The organism is Caballeronia sp. KNU42 (genome assembly GCF_053760385.1).
In genome coordinates this window covers 588,589-604,905 of the sequence record NZ_CM132390.1, presented here as the reverse complement: position 1 = coordinate 604,905, position 16,317 = coordinate 588,589, and the positions used below count along the sequence as shown (strand labels likewise).

General features: G+C 60.1%; 16 protein-coding genes and 1 pseudogene. 6 read left to right on the top strand and 11 right to left on the bottom strand.

From position 1 onward, the window contains the following. Nucleotides 1-5 precede the first annotated feature (5 nt). The 4 genes from ACSOSP_RS34130 to ACSOSP_RS34115 all read right to left on the bottom strand — a co-directional run bounded on the left by ACSOSP_RS34130 (nucleotide 6) and on the right by ACSOSP_RS34115 (nucleotide 4,203). Nucleotides 6-1,223 carry an acyl-CoA dehydrogenase family protein gene (locus ACSOSP_RS34130; protein WP_455315062.1) on the bottom strand — a complete coding sequence of 406 codons (1,218 nt, stop codon included), beginning with the start codon at nucleotides 1,221-1,223 and terminating at the stop codon, nucleotides 6-8. 11 nt (nucleotides 1,224-1,234) lie between these two features. After that, nucleotides 1,235-1,990: an acetoacetate decarboxylase gene (locus tag ACSOSP_RS34125; protein WP_455315061.1), complete on the bottom strand. Its 756-nt coding sequence runs from the start codon at nucleotides 1,988-1,990 to the stop codon at nucleotides 1,235-1,237. An 87-nt stretch (nucleotides 1,991-2,077) separates the two neighbouring features. Beyond that, the gene (locus tag ACSOSP_RS34120; RefSeq protein ID WP_455315060.1) at nucleotides 2,078-3,307 is read right to left on the bottom strand and encodes a CaiB/BaiF CoA transferase family protein; all 1,230 of its coding nucleotides are present in this window, start codon (nucleotides 3,305-3,307) and stop codon (nucleotides 2,078-2,080) included. A 92-nt stretch (nucleotides 3,308-3,399) separates the two neighbouring features. Continuing rightward, on the bottom strand, nucleotides 3,400-4,203 hold the full coding sequence (locus ACSOSP_RS34115) for an enoyl-CoA hydratase/isomerase family protein (protein ID WP_455315059.1): 804 nt from the start codon (nucleotides 4,201-4,203) through the stop codon (nucleotides 3,400-3,402). A 1,025-nt stretch (nucleotides 4,204-5,228) separates the two neighbouring features. On the opposite strand from ACSOSP_RS34115, the pseudogene ACSOSP_RS34110 reads away from it, so the two are divergent. Beyond that, a pseudogene (locus ACSOSP_RS34110) lies at nucleotides 5,229-5,504 on the top strand (aldehyde dehydrogenase family protein); the annotation flags it as partial. A gap of 50 nt (nucleotides 5,505-5,554) precedes the next feature. On the opposite strand, the gene hpaH reads toward ACSOSP_RS34110, so the two are convergent. The 7 genes from hpaH to ACSOSP_RS34075 all read right to left on the bottom strand — a co-directional run bounded on the left by hpaH (nucleotide 5,555) and on the right by ACSOSP_RS34075 (nucleotide 12,529). Next, complete coding sequence (hpaH, locus tag ACSOSP_RS34105; protein ID WP_455315058.1) at nucleotides 5,555-6,358, bottom strand: 2-oxo-hept-4-ene-1,7-dioate hydratase; 804 nt, start codon at nucleotides 6,356-6,358, stop codon at nucleotides 5,555-5,557. A 3-nt stretch (nucleotides 6,359-6,361) separates the two neighbouring features. Next, complete coding sequence (locus tag ACSOSP_RS34100) at nucleotides 6,362-6,808, bottom strand: 5-carboxymethyl-2-hydroxymuconate isomerase (protein WP_455315057.1); 447 nt, start codon at nucleotides 6,806-6,808, stop codon at nucleotides 6,362-6,364. Between the two features lie 23 nt (nucleotides 6,809-6,831). Beyond that, nucleotides 6,832-7,755 (bottom strand): 3,4-dihydroxyphenylacetate 2,3-dioxygenase, encoded by a 924-nt coding sequence (hpaD, locus tag ACSOSP_RS34095; protein WP_455315056.1) that lies wholly within the window; start codon nucleotides 7,753-7,755, stop codon nucleotides 6,832-6,834. A gap of 42 nt (nucleotides 7,756-7,797) precedes the next feature. Further along, nucleotides 7,798-9,258, bottom strand: a complete 1,461-nt coding sequence (gene hpaE / locus ACSOSP_RS34090) for a 5-carboxymethyl-2-hydroxymuconate semialdehyde dehydrogenase (RefSeq protein ID WP_455315055.1) — start codon at nucleotides 9,256-9,258, stop codon at nucleotides 7,798-7,800. An 18-nt stretch (nucleotides 9,259-9,276) separates the two neighbouring features. Beyond that, a complete protein-coding gene (locus ACSOSP_RS34085; protein ID WP_455315054.1) occupies nucleotides 9,277-10,035 on the bottom strand; it encodes a fumarylacetoacetate hydrolase family protein in 759 nt (252 codons plus the stop codon). Then, a complete protein-coding gene (locus tag ACSOSP_RS34080; RefSeq protein WP_455315053.1) occupies nucleotides 10,032-10,802 on the bottom strand; it encodes a fumarylacetoacetate hydrolase family protein in 771 nt (256 codons plus the stop codon). Before ACSOSP_RS34080 ends, ACSOSP_RS34085 begins: the two co-directional genes overlap by 4 nt. A 392-nt stretch (nucleotides 10,803-11,194) precedes the next feature. After that, on the bottom strand, nucleotides 11,195-12,529 hold the full coding sequence (locus ACSOSP_RS34075) for an aminotransferase-like domain-containing protein (RefSeq protein ID WP_455315052.1): 1,335 nt from the start codon (nucleotides 12,527-12,529) through the stop codon (nucleotides 11,195-11,197). 140 nt (nucleotides 12,530-12,669) lie between these two features. Here ACSOSP_RS34075 and cynS point away from each other — a divergent pair, with 140 nt between their 5' ends. The 5 genes from cynS (at nucleotide 12,670) to ripB (ending at nucleotide 16,312) form a co-directional block, all read left to right on the top strand. Next, nucleotides 12,670-13,113 carry a cyanase gene (gene cynS, locus ACSOSP_RS34070; RefSeq protein WP_455315051.1) on the top strand — a complete coding sequence of 148 codons (444 nt, stop codon included), beginning with the start codon at nucleotides 12,670-12,672 and terminating at the stop codon, nucleotides 13,111-13,113. Between the two features lie 34 nt (nucleotides 13,114-13,147). Then, on the top strand, nucleotides 13,148-13,765 hold the full coding sequence (locus ACSOSP_RS34065) for a DJ-1/PfpI family protein (protein WP_455315050.1): 618 nt from the start codon (nucleotides 13,148-13,150) through the stop codon (nucleotides 13,763-13,765). Nucleotides 13,766-13,901: 136 nt separating this feature from the next. After that, nucleotides 13,902-14,816: a LysR family transcriptional regulator gene (locus ACSOSP_RS34060; protein WP_455315049.1), complete on the top strand. Its 915-nt coding sequence runs from the start codon at nucleotides 13,902-13,904 to the stop codon at nucleotides 14,814-14,816. Nucleotides 14,817-14,927: 111 nt separating this feature from the next. Next, entirely contained in the window at nucleotides 14,928-15,761 is an 834-nt protein-coding gene (locus ACSOSP_RS34055; protein WP_455315048.1) for an aldolase/citrate lyase family protein, read from the top strand. A 23-nt stretch (nucleotides 15,762-15,784) separates the two neighbouring features. Further along, nucleotides 15,785-16,312 carry a (R)-specific enoyl-CoA hydratase RipB/Ich gene (gene ripB, locus ACSOSP_RS34050; protein WP_455315047.1) on the top strand — a complete coding sequence of 176 codons (528 nt, stop codon included), beginning with the start codon at nucleotides 15,785-15,787 and terminating at the stop codon, nucleotides 16,310-16,312. Nucleotides 16,313-16,317: the final 5 nt, after the last annotated feature.

Here is a 16,317-nt window from a genome sequence, read left to right as displayed (position 1 = left end):
TGTGTTCAGGCAAAGGCGCTGAAGCCGGTTACTGCCTTGCCGACGATCAGGGAGTTCATTTCCCGCGTGCCTTCGTATGAATAGAGCGCTTCGGCATCGGCAAAGAAACGGGCGACGTTGTAGTCCAGCACGATGCCGTTGCCGCCGAATATCTCTCGCGCCCACGCAACCGTCTCGCGCATGCGGGTCGTGCAGAATGCTTTCGCCAGTGAGGCATGGTGATCCAGCAGCTTGCCCTGGTCCTGCAATTGGGCGAGCCTCACGACCATGCACTGCGATGCCGTAATATTGCCGAGCATTTTGGCGAGGAGGTCCTGCACCATCTGGAATGAAGCGATGGGTTTGCCGAACTGCTCGCGTGTTTGCGCGTAGCGCAGCGCGTGTTCGTAAGCGCCCATGCTGCAGCCGACGGCTTCCCATGCGACGTATTGACGGGTAAGCCGAAGGACCCGCGCCGTATCGCGAAAGGACAGATCCCCCTGCAGGCGGTTTTCTTCGGGCACGCGGCAATTGTCGAGCGTGATGACGCCGTTCTGCACGACTCGCAGCGCGATCTTGTTCTTGATCTTTTCGACCGAAAAGCCCTGGGTTGTTTTGTTCTCGACGATGAACCCCTTGACCTGATTGTCGTCGACATCGCGCGCCCAGATAATGGAGAGGTCGCACCAGGGAGAGTTGCCGATCCATCGCTTCTGACCGTTGAGAATCCACGTATCGCCTTCTCGCTTGGCGGTGGTCAGCAGGCCTCCGCCGGCACCCGATCCCACCAGCGGTTCGGTCAATCCGAAGCAGCCGATCTTTTCCATTCGCGCCATCGGCGGCAGCCATTTTTGCTTCTGCTCTTCCGAACCGCCGAGGTAGATCGATCCCATCGCCAGTCCGCTATGGACGCCATAAAAGGTTGCGATGGAAGAGTCGCCGCGCGCCAGTTCCATTGCGATAAATCCGTCGAGGAGCGTACTGCCGCCAGGGCAGCCATGTCCTTCGAACCCAACGCCGACGATGCCGAGATCCCGGATGCCGGGGATGAGCTCGAACGGGAACGCGTCTTCGGCCCAGAACTTGTTGATCACGGGAGCGACGCTGCTCTCCATGAAGGCACGTACCTTCTTTAGCAGGGCCCTCTCGGCATCGCTCAGAATCTCGTAGAGCAGATAGAAGTCGCTGTCGGGGGCGGGAAGCGGGTGGTTTGGCTTTGAGCTGGCAGTCATGGCGAGTTCCAATCGATCGTTCATCAGGATGCGTTTGAGGGGAAGCTGAGATAGTCGTGCACGACTTCTGCGCCACCGATCGTGAGATCGGTCAGGATATGGATCGCCGATAGAACCTCGAGCACCGGCAGCTTCGCGACTGGCGCGAGGCAATGAGGATGCAACTCGAGGGAAGCAGGCCCGCTCCAGGCTCCCTTTACCGTGACGTCGGTCACGTAATACCTGACCAGTTCGCAGACCCGGGCCGACCCATCGACGTGAGGCAGCACTTTCAACAGGAAGCCAGGCGCCGCGAGCGTTTTCTTGACGGCCGCGAGATCCAGCGGCGCGTACTTGTACGCCATGGTCGCGGTCGCAACGCGCACGCCGTTGTAGTCGAGGGTTCCCACCAGCGCGTCGTTGCGGACTTCAAGCTTCGGTTGCGCGAATACTTTCGGAAAGCCCAGCAACTCACGGCCGGAAGCGATGCCGGCCCCGCTGTCGAGGTACATGGCATGCGTGAAGCCGCCGGATACGCCATTGAACGACACCGGCACGACCTGACCTGATTCGGTGTATGAGCCGAGGCCACTTGAATCAGGCATCCTGATGAATTCGTATTTGACGATCGGCTCCGCGGGAAGCAGCGGCGCAGGTACGATGCTGGCCAGCATTTGCGGATCAGTGCGATAGGTAATGATGATGAATTCGCGATCGACAAACCGGAAAGGCGGCTTGGGATAGGCCGGGCTGCTGATCGGCATCGTGTAAGCGTGCGCGCGAATTTCGTCTTCAGTCATGTAAAGCTCCAGGTAAGTGGCCAGGCAATGGCTTGCCAGCGCCTGGCTGCAAAAGGCGTTTGCTCAAAAACGTTCAATGCAGTGGGATCAGGCTGAGCCTTCGAAGCGCGCGACCGTGCCCGCGTCGTGAAGGTGTGCGATTTCGTCCTGCGTGAAACCCATCTCTCGCAGGATCTCTGCGCCGTGTTCCCCAAGTTGCGGCGCGGCGCACGGTTTGACCTTCCGTTCCCCCACGATCTGGATAGGATTGCTGACCGTGCGCGTGGCGGGCTTGCCCGGCAGGTCGAGCGGCACGACGATGCCGTTGGCCTCCAGCTGCGGATCGTGAATGATCTCTTCGGCAATCTGCACGACACCGAAAATCACGCGCGCCGCGTTGAGCGCCTGTTTCCAGAAGGCGAGGGGCTGGCTGGCGAACAACGGATCCAGAATCTCGACCAAGGCGGCTGCGTGATGAATACGTTGGTCATCAACGAACCGCGGGTCTTCCAGAAGCTCCGGCATACCGATAGCGCGGGCGAACGCGGGCCAGTCCTTGCGTTGGGCTGCGACCAGCAGAATCCAGCGGCCGTCGGCTGTCTGGTAAGGGTTAAGCAGTGCGTTGGGTGGATTCTTCCGGTCGTGCTGGGCGAAGAACCGACCGCCATTCAGACCGCCCTCGACCCACGCTGCCGCCGCCCAGATACCGTTGGCGATCAGCGAAGTCGACACGTGAGCACCTTTGCCGGTCGTGGCGCGTGTATAGAGCGCCGTGACGATGGCCGCGTAGAGTGTCGTGGCCGTAGCGTGGTCGCCGATCCCGGGAATGGGAAGCGTCGGCGGGCTGCCGGCGTCGTGGGTGACCTCCATGAGGCCGGAGCGCGCCCAATAGGCTGTGACATCGAAACCCGGCGTGTCGGCCTCGGGTCCCTCGGAACCATAACCGGTAATGTCCGCGTAGATCAGCTTCGGGTTGAGCGGTGACAATGCCTCGTAGGTCACGCCCAAAGCGGCCTTCACACGTGGCGGGAAATTGACGACCACGACATCTGCCCATTGAACGAGGCGCACCAGGACTTCTTTCGCTTCGCCGGACTTCAGGTCGAGGGCAATGCTGCGCTTGTTGCGGTTCGTCAATTGCCAGGCGTAGTTCGTGTCGGCTACCGGGTTCGGCGGCATGGCGGAGAAGAACCGGTAGACGTCGCCTGTGCCCGGCGGCTCGATCTTGATGACGTCTGCTCCGAAGTCAGCCAGAATCGTCGTTGCCGCAGGGCCGGCAATGTAGCTCGCAAGGTCGAGCACCTTGAGACCTGAAAACACGTGTTGTCCGTCAGTCATGAAAGTGTTCCCAATTCGGGGTTAGGTATTGACTCTATGCAGGCGTGAGTCCGTCTGGATCGCGGGCCGCGATAGCGAAGAGCTGTCACGTCTCAACGACCCTGGAATTTCGGTGGGCGCTTCGCTAGAAAGGCGGTCGTCCCTTCCTTCTTGTCCTCGGTTGCGGCGCATAGCGCGAAGAGTTTGCCTTCTAGCGCGAGTCCTTCTGGCAAAGCCGCGTTGAGCCCAAGGTTGACGGCTTCTATCGCGTAAGCGACGGCCAGCGGCGCGTTGGCGGCAATCTGCGCCAGAATCGCTTCGGCGCGGGCTATCAGATTGCCGGCTTCCACGACTTCATCGACCAGGCCGATCCGATAAGCCTCATCCGCGGACACCATCTCGCCGGTGAGGATGAGTTTCAGCGCGACGCTCCTGCCGACGAGGCGAGGGAGCCGTTGCGTTCCGCCGAAGCCAGGGATGAGCCCCAGCTTGATCTCAGGCTGACCGAACTTCGCGCTCGGACTGGCCAGCCGGAAAGTGCAGGCGAGTGCGGTTTCGCATCCACCGCCGAGCGCCAGGCCGTTCACTGCGGCAATGACCGGCTTGCCGAGATTTTCGACGAGATTGAGAAGCGCTTGTCCCGCCCGCGTCTGGCGTTCGGCCTCGACCGGCGTCGCGGTGGCTAACTCGGTGATGTCCGCTCCGGCGATGAATGCCCGATTGCCTGCGCCGGTGATGATGACGCCGCGAATCTGCGGGTCGTCTTGCACGTCTTCGAACGCCGCCCTTAGTTCTGCAATCGCCTTTTGGTTCAGCGCATTCATCACCTCGGGACGGTTCAGCGTCACATAGGCTGTCGCATTTCTCTTTTCATATAGAACGGTGTCGAAGGAGGGCGCAGACAAATTGTGTGGCATCAAAACAGTCCTTCCGAGTTCGTGGACGTCCAGCGCCTGCCCGGTCGGGCAGCGCACGTTAGTTGGCCTGGGTGACGTTAAAAAATGACTCGCGCTGATTTGGCACCAGGGACTTCTCAAACAGAGTGAACGAATGCCGGCATCGTGGGATTTACGGTCCCACGGCGTACCCTCGGTGCAATTGTTTTAGTGGTCGTTTCAGCAATCGGAGGCCCACTCGTCCTCGACGATGGCGGCGCGAATCAGGAAATTCGAATTGACCGGGAGTGGCCGAATGTGAGCCGGACGGAAGATGTGGTCGCAGGTTCATATGGCCGCACGCGTCGAGGCGCAGATGCCCGAACGTCGCGCTATGCTGAGCTTCCAGATCTGATCGTCATATCGGCACGCAGTGAGGTGTGACCACGACATGCTAATGGTCGAGTCGGCTGCCTGTCCCGGCATCTTCATCCTGGCGACAGGCGGACGCTTCTCTTGATCGTTTCTTCGTGGTGCAACAAGCGTGTTCCGGAAGCAGGCTTGGTTCGCACGCCGGCCACCGTGTGCGATAGAACCCATCGTGGGTTCACATATAAAGCGATCCGATCCAGCAGTCCCCATCCGGACTTCTCCTTACCCCGTGCATAAGATCAAATCAACCGCAGCGAGCACATCGGATCTTAGAGTTATAGCGACCTGTCGTATATGTGATGACTCACAACGCAGTTAGCTTTTTTTCCAAAGTCGATAAGTGCGGGATTGGTTTCGTCGCGTTAAGGCGCGGGATGGTATTCGAGGTCTCGCGTGCGAACGTCGCTCGACGTCAATGCATCAATCCGGCGGCCAGAGGAATACTGCGCAATGGATGGGACTAGCGTCTCCTGGCCGATTCGGCTTTCGGTATCGGAAAGTTCGCTCGTCGGAGTTTGAGTGCAAATGAGCGGCGCAAGGGACTCGCGCCGCGCCCGTGCGCCAGTTCATTAGCCAGCTTCGCGGCGTAGACGAATTGCTCGTGAAACAGCCGGCGCTGATACAACTGCTTGCTTCCCTTTGATACCGAACGCGAAGCGCTGAACTTGGCCAATGACACATCGTATGGACTGGCTGCGTCCGTCTACACGCAAAACATTGATCGGGCACATCGTTTTGCGGGCGCGCTGAAGGTCGCGGTTGTGTGGGTCAACACGTGGTTTCTATGTGACTTGCGTACGGCGTTCGGTGGGTCGGGAGCATTCGGCATTGGACGCGAGGCAGGAGTGCATACTCTCGAGTTCTATACAGAGCTATCCAATGTTTGCCTGAAGCTTGGCGAGGCGCCGTGAAAAACTCGCCGTGGCGAAAGGTGCTGGTCGGAATCTGCATCTGGCGCCTCTCAAACAAATCGGAAAGAAATCGAGCCGAGCGGCCCATAGTCCACATGGAACGTATCGCCAGCCGACGCCGGAGTGGGCCGGGTGAATGACCCTGCCAGCACGATGTCACCCTCGTTGAGTTGTTCGTCGTACGCCGCGATCTTGTTCGCAAGCCACGCCACACCGGTAGCCGGGTGGTTCAGCACGGCGGCCGCCAGGCCGGTTTCCTCGATGACCCCGTTCTTGTGCAGCAAGGCGCCTACCCAGCGCAGGTCGATGTCGGCCGGTGGCAGCGGACGGCCGCCTATGACGATGCCTGCATTGGCGGCGAAATCGCTGATGGTGTCGAAGACCTTGCGCATCACGCGCGTCTCGCGGTCGAACTGTTCGATGCGCGAATCGATGATCTCCACCGCCGGTACGACATACGCGCTCGCCGAGAGGACATCGAACAGCGTCACGCCCGGACCCTTCAGCGGCGCCTTGAGCACGAAGGCGAGCTCGACTTCGACCCGGGGGGCGATGAACCGGCTCATGGGGATATCGCTGCCCGTGTCGAAAAACATGTCATCCATCAAGGGCGCGTAATCGGGCTCGGAAATCTGGCTGGCCTGCTGCATGGCGCGCGAGGTCAGGCCGATCTTGCGGCCCTTGATCGTCCGGCCGTCAGCGAGCTCGAGCTTGACCCATTCCCGCTGGATCGCGTAACCGTCTTCGATCGTCATGCCGGGGAAGCGCGACGAGAAGTGACGAAGCTGGATGCGTGTCTTGCGCGCTTGATAAAGCTCGCGCGCGAGCGACTCGATGGTGTCTTGCGTGAGCATGGCTCAGCCTCGTTGAAAGAGCGGGTGTAGCGAGCTGGTACGCGAATTGAATACTTCGCTACCCTGATCGATTTGCAGCGTGATGCCGATGTGCCGCGACGCAAGTAGTGGCTCGAAATGCTGCTTGATCCTGGCATCCAACGCGTTGCCCACCGCCTCCTGGACGGCCGGGCTTCGACCCAGCGCCATGCGCAGGTTGAGATAGACGAACGCGTATTCACCGGTTCCACCCGCTGCCAGGCCCGCAGCGCCGCCATCGGCTACGCTGTAGTGCGAAGCCGCGTAGGCCAGCACTCGCACACCGCCGACTGGAAACACAGGTTGCCCGCTTTCGTCGCGTTGGGCGATCATCGTTTCAGCGAGCGCTGCGCACAGCGCGCTCATATCTGTGCCGCCGTCGCTGGCGGGGCTGTCGAGGTTCGGGGTATAGAGGATTGTCAGGTGCGGCATCGCGGCATCCCGGAGCAGAGGTTTTAGAGACGGGGAAAGGCGCGAAAATTCCTGGCTGTCGACGCTTGCGGAGCAGGAATTGTCTCGCCGCGCTGGGGCGTGACCGGAAACACGGCGTTGATCTGGCCCGTGCCCGACGCACCGAAATACGGCGTGAGGACTTCTGCGTGGCCGTCATAGCTGGACCAGCCGAGGGCGCCGAGCATCATCGCCGTGTCGTGCATGAAGCCCTCTCCATGCCCCTTGGAGGCATACTCCGGCAGCATGTCGCAGAAGGTCTTCCATTCGCCGCGTTGCCACATGTCGACCACCTGGCGGTCAAGCGTCTCAAGCAGCGGGCTCCAGATGCGGAACGCATATTCAGGCGCGAGTCCATTTTGCGCGAAGCGGTGGCTGAGGCTGCCGCTCGCGAGAAACGCCACCTTGCCGTCATAGTGCCGCTCGACCGCCTGACGCATTGCCCAGCCAAGCAGCGCACTGTCGTTCAGATAGTGCGAGGTGCACAACGCCGACACGGAAATCACTTTGAAGTGCTTATCAGCATTCATGTAGCGCAGCGGTACCAGCGTGCCGTATTCGGGGTTAAGCGTGGTCGAATCATGAGCGAGCGTCTCGACGCCGTATTCATTGCATACGCTCGCCAACAGCTGGCCGAGCTCGGCATTTCCCGGCGTTTCGAATGGCATGTTGCTGATGAAGTGCGGCAGCTCGTTGCTCGTATAGACGCCCTTGAAATGAGGCGCGCAGTTGATATGGTAGCCGGCGTTGACGAGCCAGTGCGTATCGAATACGACCAGCGTATCGACCCCCAGTTCGCGGCATCGCCGTGAGATCTCGACATGACCGTCGATGGCTTCCTGGCGCGATCCCTTGCGGGGGCCGTCGAACTCGGAAAGATACATCGACGGAACATGCGTAATCTTCGCGACGAGTGAGAGTTCACCCATGATCGAATCCTTGAGTAGTTGTGTGCGAGACCTACGCCCAAGTCAGTTTTTGCCCCACTTCGGGATGGGGTGAGGGCCGAGCGACACACACACGTTCTTCGGTTCCAGAAAGACTTCATAACTCCACGTACCGCCTTCGCGGCCGACGCCTGAGGCCTTCGTGCCGCCGAATGGCTGGCGCAGGTCGCGAACGTTCTGGCTGTTCACGAAGCACATGCCCGCCTCGATGGCGGCGGCCACGCGCAGCGCGCGACCGGTGTTTTCGGTCCACACGTAGCTCGACAGGCCGTAGGCGATGTCGTTCGACAGGCGGATCGCGTCAGCTTCGTCGTCGAACGGAATCAGGCATGCGACCGGTCCGAAGATCTCTTCCTGCGCGATCCGCATCCGGTTATCAACGTCTACGAACACCGTCGGCCGGATGAAATTGCCCTTCGCGAACGTGGCGTCGAGCGCCGGCGCATCGAGGCCGCCGCACGCGAGCGTCGCGCCTTCTTTCGACCCGAGTTCGATGTAGCTGCGAACCTTCGCGAGATGCCCTTGGCTGATCATCGGACCGATGATCGTATTTTCGTCAAGGGGATCGCCTACCGTGATGCGCTTCGCGCGCTCTATGAATTTATCCGCGAATTGGGCGTAGATGGAACGTTGCACAAAAATGCGGGAGCCGGCCGTGCAGCGTTCGCCGTTGTTCGAGAAGATCATGAACAGGGCGGCGTCGAGCGCGCGTTCGAGATCGGCGTCGTCGAAGATCACGAACGGGGACTTGCCGCCGAGCTCCATCGAAAATTTCTTGAGGCCCGCGCTTTGCACGATGCGGTTGCCGGTCGCGGTCGAGCCCGTGAACGACACGGCCCGCACGTCGGGATGCGCGACGAGCGGTTCGCCTGCGTCCTTGCCGTAGCCGTGCACGACGTTCAGCACTCCCCCTGGAATGCCGGCTTCGAGCGCGAGCTGGCCGAGCATCGAAGCGGTGATCGGGGACAGTTCGCTCATCTTCAGCACCGCGGTGTTGCCGAACGCGAGGCACGGCGCGACCTTCCACGTGGCGGTCATGAACGGCACATTCCACGGCGAAATCAACGCGCACACGCCGACCGGATGGAACAGCGTGTAATTCAGGTGGGTGCTGGTCGGGTAGGTGTGGCCGTCGACCGCGCTGGAAACTTCGGCGAAATAGCTGAAGTTGTCGGCGGCGCGCGGCACCAGCTGTTTGCCGGTCTGCGAGATGGTTTGGCCAGTGTCCTTGGTTTCCATCTGCGCGATCTCGGGCACGTTCTGCGCGATAAGCTCGCCGAGCTTGCGGATCAGCTTGGCTCGCTCCGGCGCGGGCTTCGCGGCCCAGGCGGGGAATGCCTCCTTCGCGCTGCGGACCGCGAGATCGACGTCCGCGGCGTCGCCGCGCGCGACTTGCGCGAGGACGTCTTGCGTAGCCGGGTTGACGGTTTCGAAGTAGTCGCGACTGGCGTGTGCGCGGCCATTGATCAGATGTTCGATTCGCATGTCGTATGTTTTCTCGATCTAGCTGCGGCCGAACTCGGCGTCGGACGCAATCGTGTTGACAAGACGGCCGAGGCCGTCGATTTCGCAAGTCACTTCGTCGCCCACGTTCACATTGACGATCCCATCCGGCGTGCCAGTCAGGATGACGTCGCCGGGCGCGAGCGTCATGAAGCTGCTGAGATATTCGATCAGTTCAGGAATGCCCGTCACCAGGTCGCGTGTATTGCCGCGCTGCTTCAGTTCGCCGTTGACGTAAGTGCGCAGTTCCAGCGCATCGACATCGGGGACATCGGTTGCATCGACGAACCACGGTCCCAGCACGGTGCCGCCATCGCGATTCTTTACGCGCAGATTCGGACGGTAGTAATTCTCCAGATAGTCCCGGATCGCATAGTCGTTGGCGATCGTATAGCCGGCCACGTATTGCATCGCGTCCGCACGATTCACGCTGTGAGCGGTGCGTCCGATCACCACCGCAAGCTCGCACTCGTAGTGCATGAACGCGACATCGGCAGGGCGGCGCGTTGCGCCGCGATGGCCGATCACGCTGCCCGGCCCCTTCAGGAACACGAGCGGCTCTTCCTGCTTCGAGAACTGCAATTCCTTCGCGTGTTCGGCGTAATTGAGACCAAGTGCGAAGATCGTGCCCGGCTCAAACGGCGCGAGCCAGACAACTTCGTGCTCGCTGCGCACACGTCCGTCGGCGAGCCGCACGCGCGCCCCTTCGGGAGTGGCTTCATGAATAGCGCCTGCATAGGCGACGCGGCCGCGCATCATGCTGCAGCTCCTTGTTCTGCGTGGGGTGCGACGAATGTGATTTGCAAAGGCGGGAGGTCGCCCACGGAGAGTGTGGTGCGGTCGCCTGCCTGGACGACGGGTGCATTAAACGGTGCGCCGAGCGTGACGACGTCGCCTGCGCTTAGCGTCATGAAGTCGGTCACGTCGGCGAGTAACCGCGCGACGCCCCGTATGGAGTGAGAGGTGTTGGCGGTAAATACCGGATGGCCTTCCACGTCGATGCTGATCTGCAATTGGTCCGGATCGGCAACGTGGCGGCGCGCGGCCACGACCGGGCCGACCACGCAAAAATTGTCACGTGCCCGAAAACGCACGGACGGCCGGTAGACGCTGGAATGCGGCACGCACAGGTCAGCAACCAGCGTGTATCCCGCGATGTAATCGAAGGCGTTTTGTTCCGTGACGCGCGTTGCGTTGCGGCCAATTACGATGCCGAGCGAAGCCCCGATTTGCACGCCGTCCGCACTTGGCACGGCGACCCGCGCGTGATGGCCCGCCAGCGTATTGCGCGGCTTCAGATACAGGATCGGGGCGCGTGGCGGGGCCAGATAGGGCTTCTCGTGTAGCGCGTCGCCGAGCGCGGCGAGGGCGTGGCGATCATTGAGGAGCGTCCCGTAAATCGCGCCAGAAACCGGAGCTCGGCACGCAATGCCGCTGGCGAGCAGGTCACGGACTGTCTTGGCGTCCACGTCGCGGGGCAAGGGTTCCCCTTCGATGTGAAGCAGGTGATCGGTCAAGGCGAACATGAATGTTGATCCGGTTCTTAATCACTAATATGTTAGTGAGATTGCGCTTCATAGGATCCGAGGTCAATCAGAAATCATGTCCCTGCGGGTTTTTCCCAAGGCGGATGACGCCGTATTCACGATCTGTCATGCGCGGATGGAGCCGATGGCGCTTATCGTCAAGGAGCGCTTACAGATGAGCAGCGCCGCGTCCGCGTCTCGTTGACTAATGAGAGCATCCGGTTGGTGGAGGCGCTGGCAACAGATATCGTGCGCTTGAGCAAGCGGTCGGAGGCGAAATCGTTGGGCGGGTGTATCAGGCGGTCGACGCGAGAGTCGAGTTGGCCACTCCGCTTGTGTCAGTCTCGCGTGACAGTCCGTCAACCGCCTTACAGAAGGTCTTGGACCATGCATCAATAGGAATAAGCGCCAATCACGTCTTTAACCTTTGCCAACGCCTGCTGGAGTGTGTCCAAATCGACGGATCCAAGTGCGAGGCGAATGGCATGCGGCGCATGTTCCGATGTCGCGAATGGTTCGGCGGTCGAAACGGAGATGTGCTCGCGCACTAGCGCCATCGCGACCAGGTCGGCGCGAACTTCCTCTGCCAAGGGGAGCCAGATGAAGTAGGACGCCGGGTGGCAAACGCGTCGCAGTCCGGTGAGGATCTTGGCGGCCATCAATTGCCGGGCCATCGCATCCTGACGCTTCTCCATTTCCAGCCGGGTGACGGTGCCGTCTTCAATCCAGCCGCAAGCGATAGCCGTCATCACACCGGCCGTGTTCCAGGTGGTAGCTCTGATCGCACGCTCGATCAGAGGAACCCACTTGGCGGGGGCGGCGACGAATCCGACTCGAAGTCCGGTCGCCACGCTTTTGGACAAGCCCGAGACGTACACGGTTGTCTCCGGCGCAAGCGCTGCCAGCGCTGGGGGCGGGTTTTCCTCCAGGAAGGCATAAGCCGCGTCCTCAATGATGAGCAGCCCGTGTCTACGGGAAATTGACACCAATTCTTGCCGCTTGTGCGCACTCATCACGCTTCCCAGCGGGTTGTGCAGTGTCGGCATCGCATAAACGGCGCGCACCGGTCGGCTTTTGCATAACCTCTCCAGCGCGACCAGGTCAGGGCCGTCGTCCGCAATCGGAATGGGTGCGAGTTCAAGGCGAATGGTTTCCGCCAGCACCTTGAACCCAGGATAGGTCAGCGCGTCGACTGCGACCACGTCACCGGGGCGCAAAAGTGCCATGACGGTTGCTGTCAGCCCATGTTGCGCGCCGTTGACGATCAGTACCTGATCTCCTTCGACAGCCAGCCCCCGGTTGGAAAGATGGCGCGCGACAGTCGCTCGCTCGTGCTGCCGCCCGCCATGCGGTTGATATCGCAGCAAGGCTTCGATATCTCCCGACGATGCGAGCTGGCGCAGGGCACTTCTCAGAAGTTCGGCCTGACCGGGGAGCGACGAATAGTTGAAATTGAGGTCTGCCAAGCCTGCCGTTGCAGCTTGCTGATCGATACCCAGGCCGGGCGGAAGGGAAGTCTCCCTGACGAACGTGCCGCGGCCGGTTTCTCCGCTAACGAGGCCCATCCCTTCGAGCTCGGCGTACACGCGCGAAGCAGTGACAAGCGCGAGGCCTTCTTCTGCCGCGAGTTGCCGGTGAGTAGGCAGGCGCGTGCCCGGCGACAGGCGCCCGGAACGGATATCGGCCGCAAAGGCGTCAACCAGAAGCTTGTAGCGGGACTGAATCATACGGCATTGTATCCATGACAATTATTTGATTGTATTTATTGTCAGCCATACGATAGCTCATCGCAACTGGATTCAAACGGGCAGACGTTGGCTTGGGCGCGCAAGGAAGCACCGTCACTGCCTTCACTTGAGGAGTTTTCATGAATCGTCTTACGGTCACCGAGAAGATCATTGCCGCAAAGGTGTCGCTGGGTATCAAGTGGTCGGACGTTGCAGCCAAGGTGGGTCTCAGCAAAGAATGGGTTACGTCCGCGTGTTTAGGCCAGATGACGTTGAGCACGGACCAGGCGAATGTTATCGGGGAGATCTTTGGTCTGGGAGAGGAAGAGGCCAAGTGGTTGACCGTTACACCCTACAAAGGCTCGTTGAGCACGCCGGTCCCGACCGACCCGCTCATCTATCGGTTCTATGAAATGGTCAACGTGTACGGAACCACGTTCAAGGCGCTCATTCACGAAGAGTTCGGCGACGGCATCATGAGTGCAATCGACTTTAAAATGGACCTGCAGCGCGAGAACGACCCGAATGGCGACCGCGTGCGAATCGTCATGAGCGGCAAGTTCCTCCCTTACAGGCAGTACTGATATCTCCCTCCTTTTCGCATAGGAAGACAAAACAATGCACATCGCCATTCTCACCTTCGAGGGCTTTAACGAACTTGACTCGCTCATCGCGCTCGGGGTCCTCAATCGAGTCAAGAAGCCAGACTGGAAGGTGTCGATTGCCAGCCCCACGGCGCGTGTACGGTCGATGAACGGTGTTGTTCTCGAATCGCACATCTCTCTGCGCGAGGCAAGCAATGCCGACGCTGTCATTGTGGGTAGCGGCATGAAGACGCGTGACGTGGTCGCCGATCCGTCGATGATGGCGCAGTTGCAACTCGATCCATCGAGGCAGCTACTCGCGGCGCAATGCTCCGGCACGCTGGTGCTGGCCAAACTCGGATTGCTCAACGGGGTGTCGGCTTGCACCGATCTGACGACGAAACCGTGGGTCCTGGAAGCAGGCGTTGACGTCTTGAACCAACCGTTTTTCGTCAACGGTAACGTCGCCACCGCGGGTGGGTGTCTGGCGTCGCACTACCTTGCCGCCTGGATTATTGCCCGCTTCGAGGGTATTGAAGAGGCAGCCAGTGCAGTGCACTACGTCGCTCCGGTAGGGGAGAAAGAAGAATATGTCGCGCGTGCAATGCGGCACATCGCGCCGTTCCTGCACGACAAGCCAGCAACCGTTTGACCCAGGCAATCTCGGACAAGGAGAAAACAGATGACGATTCACACTGGTCGCACTCACGGAAAGGGTGCACCGTCCTTCGGTTTTGCGTAGGCTTGATCGTTCGTGGAATCAACGAAAACGAAGGCGGAGACACTTCATGCGCTTCGACATAGCGGATTTGCGGCTTTTCGTGGCCGTGGTGGAAGCGGGCAGCATCACGCACGGAGCAACGCGTGTGAACCTGGCGCTAGGCTCGGCGAGCGGACGAATCAAGCAAATGGAGGAAGCAGTAGGCGTGCCGTTGCTCGCGCGCCAGCGGCTCGGCGTCCAACCTACGGAAGCGGGCCATACGTTGTTGCGTCACGCACGCTCGACGCTCGCTTCCATGCAGCGATTGACCGACGACCTTGGCCAGTTCGCCCATGGACTGAAAGGCACGGTGCGGCTGCTGGCAAACACCAACGCGCTCACAGAGTTTGTGCCGACGCCTGTCAGTCATTTTCTCGCGGCTCACCCCAATGTGAACATTGAAGTCGAGGAGCGCCTTAGTCATGAAATCGTCGAGGCGCTGATCGATGGTGTGGCGGACATCGGCATTGTCGCTGCTGCGGCCGACATGGGCGCGTTGCAAGCTTTTCCTTTTGCCACCGATCGCCTGTGCGCTGTCGTGCCTGCGTCTGCACCCGGTTTCGAAGGCATGCGCGGCATTGCGTTCGAGGAATTACTCGAACACGATTTCGTCGGCTATGCGAGCGGTGCATCGATTCAAATTTATCTGGAGGGTCATGCACGCAGATTGCATCGGCGGATTCGCCAGCGCATACAGCTACGGAGTTTCGATGCTATCTGCCGGCTGGTCGAGAATGGCGTGGGCGTATCCGTCGTGCCCGAGTCGGCGGCGCGCCGCTGCAAGCGCACCATGGGCATTCGTGTTCTACGTCTGCACGATAGCTGGGCGCTGCGTGAAATGTGCGTGTGCGTGAGCGAGCGAGACGCGCTTCCAACCTACGCTCGTCTGTTGTTTGAGCATCTGATTGCAAGCGGCTCCAAGCAGTCACGTGGCAAACCTTAAAAATCCAGGCTTCAAGATTTCCGAAGGCTAGCACCATAATTGCCGCATTGTCAGTGGCACGCTGCATCACGAGAATGAACAGGTCAAAACATTCTTCAGGTGCCAGGCGTCATGTCCGATCAGTCCGTTTATGCCACTCGTAGTTGGCTCTTCACACCCGCCACCCGTCCTGACCGCTTGCTGAGCGCAGCCAGGAGCGGCGTGGATGTTTGCATCGCCGATCTCGAAGATTCCGTGTCCTGCGCTGAGAAGCCGGATGCAAGAAAGAACCTGCTTGCGTGGCTCAACACACCTCTGAACGAAACCATGCCGCAGCTAGCGGTGCGCATCAACTCGGTTTCTACGCGCTTTGGTCTGGACGATCTTGCCGCATTGCTAGACGCCTCGCGCATGCCCGATTTCCTCCTGCTGCCGAAAATTGAATCACCGGACCAGGTGGCATTGGTAGCAAGCCTGTTCGATCAAGCCGGCAAGACTAGCGTGCTGGTTCCCCTGATCGAGTCAGCGCGTGGCATGTTTGCGGTTGAATCGATCGCAAGTGCCAGTTCACATATCCGGGCGCTCATGTTTGGCGCGGCTGACTATGCCTCCGATGTGCGTGCCCAACCCGATTCGCTCGCGCTGCAAGTCGCGCGTTGTCGTGTTGCCGCGGCATGTGCGTCGGCGGGCATCGAGGCGATCGACGCGCCGTGTTTCGCCATTCACGACGCCGACCTTTTGCAAGCCGATCTGGCTTTCGCGCTCGCCAATGGCTTTCACGGCAAAGCCGCTATTCATCCTTCACATATTGAATCAATCAACCGTGCGTTTACACCGTCCGCCGATCGCGTTGCGTGGGCGAAACGTGTGCTCGGAGCAAACGAACAGGGCGTGGGCATCGTGGACGGGCGCATGGTCGACGAGGCCATCGCTCGAGAAGCGCGCAGCGTGCTGACCGCTGTCTGAACTTATCTATTTAGGATACCAACATGACATGTTCTATTTCTGCGTATCGCCAGATTGGGGAAAACCGTTTCCGTGAAACGTCTGGCCTGTACTTCGAGGATTTTGTTCCCGGAACCATTTACGAACATCGGCCAGGCAGGACGATCACCGACGTCGACAATATCTGGAACACGCTCCTCACCATGAACACGCAACAAGTGCACTTTGATGCGGCCTATGCCGCGAAGACCGAGTGGAAAAAGCTGCTGGTCGACAGCACGTTCACGCTCGCTGTGATCACCGGCATGAGCGTACGCACCGTAAGCGCGAAAGTGGTGGCCAACCTGGGCTGGGACAAGGTCAAGGCCGTGCATCCGGTATTTGCGGGAGACACGCTTTATGCGGAATCCACCGTGCTTTCCAAGCGCGAGTCGAAGAGCCGCCCGACGCAGGGGATCGTGACCGTGGAAACAAAAGGACTCAACCAGGACGGCGAGATTGTCATGACGTTCGAACGCACGATGCTCATTTACAAGCGCGGTCATTCACCCGAAGCCGACGCCAACTATTAAACCGG

Excerpts from the sequence above, each read along its gene's own strand:
- ACSOSP_RS34075 (WP_455315052.1), bottom strand. The coding sequence starts at position 12,529 with ATGATTCAGTCCCGCTACAAGCTTCTGGTTGACGCCTTTGCGGCCGAT.
- ACSOSP_RS34080 (WP_455315053.1), bottom strand. The coding sequence starts at position 10,802 with ATGTTCGCCTTGACCGATCACCTGCTTCACATCGAAGGGGAACCCTTG.
- ripB (WP_455315047.1), top strand. The coding sequence starts at position 15,785 with ATGACATGTTCTATTTCTGCGTATCGCCAGATTGGGGAAAACCGTTTC.
- ACSOSP_RS34115 (WP_455315059.1), bottom strand. The coding sequence starts at position 4,203 with ATGCCACACAATTTGTCTGCGCCCTCCTTCGACACCGTTCTATATGAA.
- ACSOSP_RS34060 (WP_455315049.1), top strand. The coding sequence starts at position 13,902 with ATGCGCTTCGACATAGCGGATTTGCGGCTTTTCGTGGCCGTGGTGGAA.
- hpaE (WP_455315055.1), bottom strand. The coding sequence starts at position 9,258 with ATGCGAATCGAACATCTGATCAATGGCCGCGCACACGCCAGTCGCGAC.
- ACSOSP_RS34120 (WP_455315060.1), bottom strand. The coding sequence starts at position 3,307 with ATGACTGACGGACAACACGTGTTTTCAGGTCTCAAGGTGCTCGACCTT.
- ACSOSP_RS34085 (WP_455315054.1), bottom strand. The coding sequence starts at position 10,035 with ATGATGCGCGGCCGCGTCGCCTATGCAGGCGCTATTCATGAAGCCACT.
- ACSOSP_RS34065 (WP_455315050.1), top strand. The coding sequence starts at position 13,148 with ATGCACATCGCCATTCTCACCTTCGAGGGCTTTAACGAACTTGACTCG.
- hpaH (WP_455315058.1), bottom strand. The coding sequence starts at position 6,358 with ATGCTCACGCAAGACACCATCGAGTCGCTCGCGCGCGAGCTTTATCAA.
- ACSOSP_RS34055 (WP_455315048.1), top strand. The coding sequence starts at position 14,928 with ATGTCCGATCAGTCCGTTTATGCCACTCGTAGTTGGCTCTTCACACCC.
- hpaD (WP_455315056.1), bottom strand. The coding sequence starts at position 7,755 with ATGGGTGAACTCTCACTCGTCGCGAAGATTACGCATGTTCCGTCGATG.
- ACSOSP_RS34100 (WP_455315057.1), bottom strand. The coding sequence starts at position 6,808 with ATGCCGCACCTGACAATCCTCTATACCCCGAACCTCGACAGCCCCGCC.
- ACSOSP_RS34125 (WP_455315061.1), bottom strand. The coding sequence starts at position 1,990 with ATGACTGAAGACGAAATTCGCGCGCACGCTTACACGATGCCGATCAGC.
- cynS (WP_455315051.1), top strand. The coding sequence starts at position 12,670 with ATGAATCGTCTTACGGTCACCGAGAAGATCATTGCCGCAAAGGTGTCG.